Genomic DNA, 7,322 nt, shown 5'->3' with positions numbered 1-7,322 from the left:
GGATGACGCCGCCCTCGCCGACGGCGAGGGCGGCGTCATCCACCTCTTCGAACGCGACTGCTCGGTGCAGCGCCGCCACCAGAAGGTGATCGAACTCGCGCCCGCGCCGAACCTCGACCCCGGACTGCGGGACAGGATCTGCGCCGACGCCGTGCGCTTCGCCCGCCAGATCGGCTACCGCAACGCCGGCACCGTGGAGTTCCTCGTCGACCGCGACGGGAACCACGTCTTCATCGAGATGAACCCCCGCATCCAGGTCGAGCACACGGTGACCGAGGAGGTCACCGACGTCGACCTCGTGCAGGCGCAGCTGCGCATCGCCGCCGGCGAGACCCTCGCCGACCTCGGGCTCGCCCAGGAGAACATCACCCTGCGCGGCGCCGCGCTGCAGTGCCGCATCACCACCGAGGACCCGGCCAACGGCTTCCGCCCCGACACCGGGCAGATCAGCGCCTACCGCTCGCCCGGCGGTTCCGGCATCCGCCTGGACGGCGGCACCACCCACGCCGGTACGGAGATCAGCGCCCACTTCGACTCCATGCTGGTCAAACTGACCTGCCGGGGACGGGACTTCACCACCGCCGTGGGCCGCGCCCGGCGCGCCGTGGCCGAGTTCCGCATCCGCGGCGTCTCCACCAACATCCCCTTCCTCCAAGCGGTGCTCGACGACCCGGAGTTCCAGGCCGGCCGGGTGACCACGTCGTTCATCGAACAGCGCCCGCACCTGCTCACCGCGCGCCACTCCGCGGACCGCGGCACGAAGCTGCTGACCTACCTCGCCGACGTCACGGTCAACAAGCCGCACGGCGAACGCCCCGAACTGATCGACCCCACGACCAAGCTGCCCCGGCCGGCCGCGGCCGAGCCGGCGCCCGGATCCCGGCAACTGCTCGCGGAACTCGGACCCGAGGGATTCGCGAGCCGGCTGCGCGCCTCGCCCACCGTGGGCGTCACCGACACCACCTTCCGCGACGCCCACCAGTCGCTGCTCGCCACCCGGGTCCGCACCAAGGACCTGCTCGCCGTCGCCCCCGTGGTGGCGCGCACCCTGCCCGGACTGCTCTCCCTGGAGTGCTGGGGCGGCGCCACCTACGACGTCGCCCTGCGCTTCCTCGCCGAGGACCCGTGGGAACGCCTGGCGGCCCTGCGCGAGGCCGTGCCGAACATCTGCCTGCAGATGCTGCTGCGCGGCCGCAACACCGTGGGCTACACGCCCTACCCGACCGAGGTGACCGACGCCTTCGTCCAGGAGGCGGCGGCCACCGGCATCGACGTCTTCCGCATCTTCGACGCGCTCAACGACGTCGACCAGATGCGGCCCGCCATCGACGCCGTGCGGGAGACCGGGACGGCCGTCGCGGAGGTCGCCCTGTGCTACACCTCCGACCTGTCGGATCCGTCCGAGCGGCTCTACACCCTGGACTACTACCTGCGCCTGGCCGAGCGGATCGTGGAGGCGGGCGCGCACGTCCTGGCCGTCAAGGACATGGCGGGCCTGCTGAGGGCGCCCGCGGCGGCGACCCTGGTGTCCGCCCTGCGCCGGGAGTTCGACCTGCCGGTCCACCTGCACACCCACGACACCTCCGGCGGGCAGCTCGCGACCTACCTCGCCGCCATCCAGGCCGGGGCGGACGCCGTCGACGGAGCGGTGGCCTCCATGGCGGGCACCACCTCGCAGCCCAGCCTGTCGGCGATCGTCGCGGCGACCGACCACTCGGAGCGGCCCACCGGCCTCGACCTCCAGGCCGTCGGCGACCTGGAACCGTACTGGGAGAGCGTCCGCAAGGTCTACGCCCCCTTCGAGGCGGGCCTGGCCTCACCCACCGGCCGCGTCTACCACCACGAGATCCCCGGCGGGCAGCTCTCCAACCTGCGCACCCAGGCCATCGCCCTGGGCCTGGGCGACCGCTTCGAGGACATCGAGGCGATGTACGCCGCCGCCGACCGGATCCTCGGCCGCCTCGTCAAGGTGACCCCCTCGTCGAAGGTGGTCGGCGACCTGGCCCTGCACCTGGTGGGCGCCGGGGTGTCCCCGCGGGACTTCGAGCAGGACCCGGACCGGTTCGACATCCCCGACTCCGTCATCGGCTTCCTGCGCGGCGAACTCGGCACCCCGCCCGGCGGCTGGCCCGAGCCGTTCCGGAGCAAGGCGCTGCGCGGCCGCGCCGAGGCCAAGCCGGTGCGGGAACTGACCGCGGACGACCGCGCCGGGCTGGCGAAGGACCGCCGGGCCACGCTCAACCGGCTGCTGTTCCCCGGTCCCGCCCGCGAGTTCGAGACGCACCGGCAGAGCTTCGGCGACACCAGCGTCCTGGACAGCAAGGACTTCTTCTACGGACTGCGCCCCGGCACGGAGTACACCGTCGACCTCGACCCCGGAGTACGGCTGCTCATCGAGCTCCAGGCCGTCGGCGACGCCGACGAACGGGGCATGCGCACCGTGATGTCCACCCTGAACGGCCAGATGCGGCCGATCCAGGTCCGCGACCGGGCCGCCGCCTCCGACGTCCCGGTCACCGAGAAGGCCGACCGCAACGACCCCGGGCACGTCGCGGCGCCGTTCGCCGGAGTGGTGACCCTCACGGTCGCCGAGGGCGACGAGGTGGCGGCCGGCGCCACGGTGGCCACCATCGAGGCCATGAAGATGGAGGCCGCGATCACCGCCCCGAAGTCCGGCACGGTGGGCCGGCTGGCCATCAACCGCATCCAGCAGGTGGAGGGCGGCGACCTCCTGGTCGAACTCGTCTGAGCCGGCCGCGGCCCGCCGCCCACGCGACCGCCCCCGGGGTCCCCGGCGGACGGCGGGGAGAGGAGCGGCGGGTCCGCGGGGACGCCGGCCGGCCGGTGCCGCGGCACGGCCGCGCACCGCCCCGGCCGTCGCCGGCAGCGCGCGACGGGCGTCCGGGCCCCGCCGGCCGGCACGGCCGCGAGCCGTCACGGACGGGCCGGCGGGGGAGGACCGGGCGTCCCGTCCCGGGCCGGCGACGTGTCCATCGCCGTGAGCTGCAGCCGCAGCGCCAGGCGCACGCGCGGGGAGGACAGGTCCACCGGAGCCACCTCGTCGATCTTGCGCAGCCGGTACCGCAGCGTGTTGGGGTGGACCCGCAGCAGCCGCGCGGCGCTCCGCGGGTCACCGAAGTGGTCCAGCCAGGCCGCGAGCGTGGCGCGGTACGGCGTGCCGTGCTCCTCGTCGTGCGCGCGCAGCACGGCGAGCGGACCGCCGAGCAGGCCCGTGTCGATCCCGACGGCCGCCGTGGCACGCTCCACGACGACGGTGTCCCAGGCGTCCTCCATCAGGAGGATCCCCCTCGTGCCGTGCAGCGGGAGCCGGCCCGCGGCGACCAGCCGGTGGAGCTCCCCGGCCTCCGCCGTGGAACGGGGCAGCCGGTCGGGGGAGGGGACAGGGCACCCCGCGACGGCGTACAGGCCCGCGTCGCGCGCGTGGACCTCGCCGAGCACGTGGCGGAGCCAGTCGAGGGTGCCCGCGCCGGCGTCGGCCCTACCGCCGGCCGTGACCGGCCGCCCACCGCGGGGCCGCTCGGTGACCAGGCCGAACAGCAGCCCGTCGAGGTCGGTCAGCAGGGGCTCGTGCCAGCCGAAGCGGCGCGCGACGGATTCCCACAGATCCAGCTGCCTGCGCACGTCGTCGGTCCCGTAGGGCGACCCGAAGGCCACCACCCGCCAGGGACCCGCCGGCAGCGCGGGCACCGCGTCCGGCCCGGGAAGGGAGCCCGGACCGGGTGCGGCCCCCTCGCGCAGGACCGCCCGCAGCCGGCCGGTCGACACCCGCCGCGCGATGCCCGCCTCGGCGCGCAGCCGCAGCAGGTGCAGGGCGAGGACCGAGGCCACGTCGCGGAGTTCCCGGATGCGTTCCTCCGGGACCGGGGGGCTGACCACCGCCCAGATCGAGCCGAGCCACTCGCCGCCGGCCCGCACCGGGACGATCAGCCGGGGCAGCGTGCCGTCGGGGCCCGCCGGGGTCCAGACGGGGTCGCTGGAGCGGGCGAGCCTGCGGAAGACGCCACTGGCCCGGAAGTGGGTGAGGGTCTCCGGCGGGACACGGCGCCCCACGATGGTGGAGACCCTCGCCGGATCGGTCGTGTCCTGCCGCGCGGAGTACGCGAGCACCCGGGACTGCGCGTCCTCCACCGTCACGGGCGCGTCGATGATCTCGGCCGCCGCGTCGGCCAGCGCGAACAGGTCGACGTGCGGCCCGGGCGTACCGAGGCGACCGGTGTCGGGCGCGGCGGCCCGGTCGATGACCCCTCGCAGCAGCCACACGACGTGCGCCCACGAGGTGTGCGGCTGCAGTTCGACCAGGGCGGGGCCCGCCAGTTCGCGGGCGGCACGGACCACCCGGGGGTCGCCGGCGAAGGGGCTCCTGAGGACCACGCCCCCGGCCGCCGCCCGCGCCGCCCGCTCCAGCAGGGCGAGAGCCTGCGCCCGGTCGGTCACGCCCACCCCCAGGACGAGTTCCCCCGGCTGTCCGCCGGCGTCGCCGGGCTCGGCCAGGGCGACGTCGTGCACCTCGGCGTTCCCGGCCGCCACGACCGTGCGCAGGAACCCGGCACCCAGGGAGTCCACGAGATCGGTGACGGTGATCATCACGGGCACCCCGAAGGGGGAGGGGCACAGCTCATGCGCGGGGTCATGCCCCCATTGTGGCTCCGGTGCGCAGTGCTCGGCGCACCAGGGATCCGGTCGGCATTGGCCGCACGGCACAAAGACAACCGGACGGGCCGGGCCCACCATCGGAGACATCACCGCCTTGGAGAAGAGGTTCCGCATGTCCCGGCCGTCCTCGCCCGCCCCCTCCGGCCCCCGCTCCGTCGCCGTCGTCGGCGCCGGCATGGTCGGACTGTCCACCGCCTGGTTCCTGCAGGAGCGGGGAGCCGACGTCACCGTGTACGACCGCGCCGGGGTGGCCGCCGGGTCGTCCTGGGGCAACGCCGGGTGGCTCACCCCCGGACTGGCGACACCGCTGCCCGAGCCCGCGGTCCTCAGTTACGGAGTGCGGGCCGTCCTCAGCCCGTCCTCCCCGGTCTACGTCCCGCCCAGCGCGAACCCCGCCCTGCTCAGGTTCCTCGCCGGATTCGCCCGGAACAGCACCGCGGCACGGTGGCTGCGCGCGATGCGCGCGCTCGTCCCCATCAACGGCCTGTCGCTGTCCTCCTTCGACCTGCTGGCCGAGGGGGGCGTCGAGGCGCGCACCCTCGACGCCAAGTCCTTCCTCGCGGCCTACCGCACGGCCGGTGAGCGCCGGGTCCTGCTGGAGGAACTCGAACAGATCCACGCGGCGGGCCAGAGCATGGAGTTCGACGTCCTCGACGGGGACGAGGCCCGGGAGGTCGAGCCGTCCCTCTCGGACGGGATCGGCGCGGCGATCCGGCTGCACGGCCAGCGCTACATCGACCCGGGCCACTTCGTGCACTCCCTGGCCGACGCGGTCCGTGCCCGGGGCGGGGAGATCCTGGAGAGCACGGAGGTCACCGACGTGCGGGACGCGGCCACCGGCACCACCGTCCTGACCGGTGACGGCCGGAGCCGGCGCTTCGACGCGGTGGTCCTGGCCACCGGGGCCTGGCTCGGCCGGCACGCCAGGAAGTTCGGCGTCCGCTCCCTCGTCCAGGCCGGCCGGGGGTACAGCTTCAGCGTCCCGGTCGAGCACGTGCCGTCCGGACCGGTCTACTTCCCGGGGCAGCGCGTCGCCTGCACACCGCTCGGCGACCGGCTGCGCGTCGCCGGAATGATGGAGTTCCGCAAGCCGGAGGCGCCCCTGGACGCCCGCCGGATCAACGCCATCGCCGAGGCGGCCCGTCCGCTGCTGCGCGGGGCCGACCTGGACGCCCGGACGGACGAATGGGTCGGCTCGCGCCCGTGCACGACCGACGGGCTCCCCCTGATCGGCCGCACCCGCTCGCCCCGGGTCTTCGCCGCGGGCGGACACGGCATGTGGGGCATCACCCTCGGCCCGGCCACCGGACTGCTGCTCGCCGAGACGATCCTCACCGGCGAACGCCCCGCGCAGCTCGCACCGTTCGACCCGCTGCGCTGACCGGCCGCGGTCCGGCGCGGCCCCGGCGCCGCCCCTACTGGGGCGGTGTCGGGGTGTCGTGGGTCCGGTACATGGCCTGCACGTCGAGTTCCAGCTGCACGGTGGGCCCGACCACGGCGATGCCGCGGGCGAGCATCGAACGCCAGTCGAGGGTGAAGTCCTCGCGGTGGAGCCGGGCCTTCGCGAGGGCGGCGCAGCGCAGTTCCTGCTCGTAGCCGCCGTTCACGGTGCCGAGGTACTCGGTGTCGAGGCCCACGGAGCGGCTGGTGCCGTGCATGGTGAGGGTGCCGTGCACGGTCCACCTGGAGCCGCCGCGATAGGCGAACCGCGTACTGGCGAAGTCGATGTACGGGTAGCGCTCGACGTCGAGGAAGTCCGCGGACCGCAGGTGGTTGTCGCGCGTCCGGTTGCCCGTGGCGATGCTGGAGGCGTCGATGCGCACCGAGACCCGGGAGTCCTCCATGTCCGGCGCGACCCGGATGCCACCCTCGAACCGCGTGAACCGGCCGTGCACATGGGCCATCCCCACGTGCTTGGCGATGAACCGGATCGCGGTGTGCGGCGGGTCGAACAGCCAGGTGCCGGACGGCGGGAGCTCCGGCTGGCGCGCCGGCTCGAGCACGACGCGCCGCGGCGGCAGCACCACGCCGGCGGTGATCGCGACGGTCTCACGGACCGGTGACAGGCCCTCCGACGCGGTCATCACGCTGTAGGCGCCCGGGGGCAGGACCGCCATGAAGCAGCCGTACGGGTCGGTGGTGCCGCGAGCCGCGACCCGGTGGCTGTTCAGCCCGGTCACCGTGACCTCGACCCCGCCCAGCGGCCGCGCCAGTCCGTCGACCACCTCGCAGCCGAACATCCCCGCACCGTCCGGCAGGGGGACCGGGAGGGCCGGCGCGGCGCCGTGGGCGCCCCTGCGTCGCAGCAGTCCGAGGACCATGGTGTTCACCTTTCTTCAGCACGTGTCGCTGCCCGCGACCCGTACGGCACATCGCGTTCGCAGCTGCCAAGAGCCCCGGAGAACGGGACGTCGGCGTGGGGGGAGGTCTGTGATGATCCTAAAGCCGACGACGGGGGAGATCCGCTGGTCCCCATGCGTGTGTGAACACCTCACCAGGACGGGTGGCCCCTCGAGGTAGAGGGATATGGGAGGGAATGAACCTGTTTGAGGGGCGGTGATTTGCGTTGACGCTTTGGCGAACGGTGTGGGACGTATCGCAAATTTCACGCGTCACCCGCGCCATCGCCGCACCTCGTGCACGAGGTG

The 7,322-nt window shown here is 74.2% G+C and carries 4 protein-coding genes; 2 read left to right on the top strand and 2 right to left on the bottom strand.

All coding sequences use genetic code 11. The annotated features are described in order from the left end of the window. On the top strand, nucleotides 1-2,749 hold a 2,749-nt coding region (locus AOK18_RS01945), incomplete at its 5' end, for a pyruvate carboxylase (protein ID WP_055693115.1). A gap of 185 nt (nucleotides 2,750-2,934) precedes the next feature. Here the strand turns inward: AOK18_RS01945 and AOK18_RS01940 are convergent. Further along, nucleotides 2,935-4,605, bottom strand: a complete 1,671-nt coding sequence (locus AOK18_RS01940; protein WP_055693116.1) for a PucR family transcriptional regulator — start codon at nucleotides 4,603-4,605, stop codon at nucleotides 2,935-2,937. A gap of 163 nt (nucleotides 4,606-4,768) precedes the next feature. Between AOK18_RS01940 and AOK18_RS01935 the strand changes: the two genes are divergently transcribed. Next, on the top strand, nucleotides 4,769-6,055 hold the full coding sequence (locus AOK18_RS01935) for an NAD(P)/FAD-dependent oxidoreductase (RefSeq protein WP_240503019.1): 1,287 nt from the start codon (nucleotides 4,769-4,771) through the stop codon (nucleotides 6,053-6,055). A gap of 34 nt (nucleotides 6,056-6,089) precedes the next feature. Here AOK18_RS01935 and AOK18_RS01930 read toward each other — a convergent pair whose 3' ends face one another. Then, the gene (locus AOK18_RS01930; protein WP_055572633.1) at nucleotides 6,090-6,995 is read right to left on the bottom strand and encodes a YceI family protein; all 906 of its coding nucleotides are present in this window, start codon (nucleotides 6,993-6,995) and stop codon (nucleotides 6,090-6,092) included. Nucleotides 6,996-7,322: the final 327 nt, after the last annotated feature.

This window comes from Streptomyces prasinopilosus (assembly GCF_001419695.1).
GTDB classification, from domain to species: Bacteria; Actinomycetota; Actinomycetes; order Streptomycetales; family Streptomycetaceae; genus Streptomyces; species Streptomyces prasinopilosus.
The sequence above is the reverse complement of the archived record's forward strand: the minus strand, read 5'-3'. Positions and strand labels throughout refer to the sequence as shown.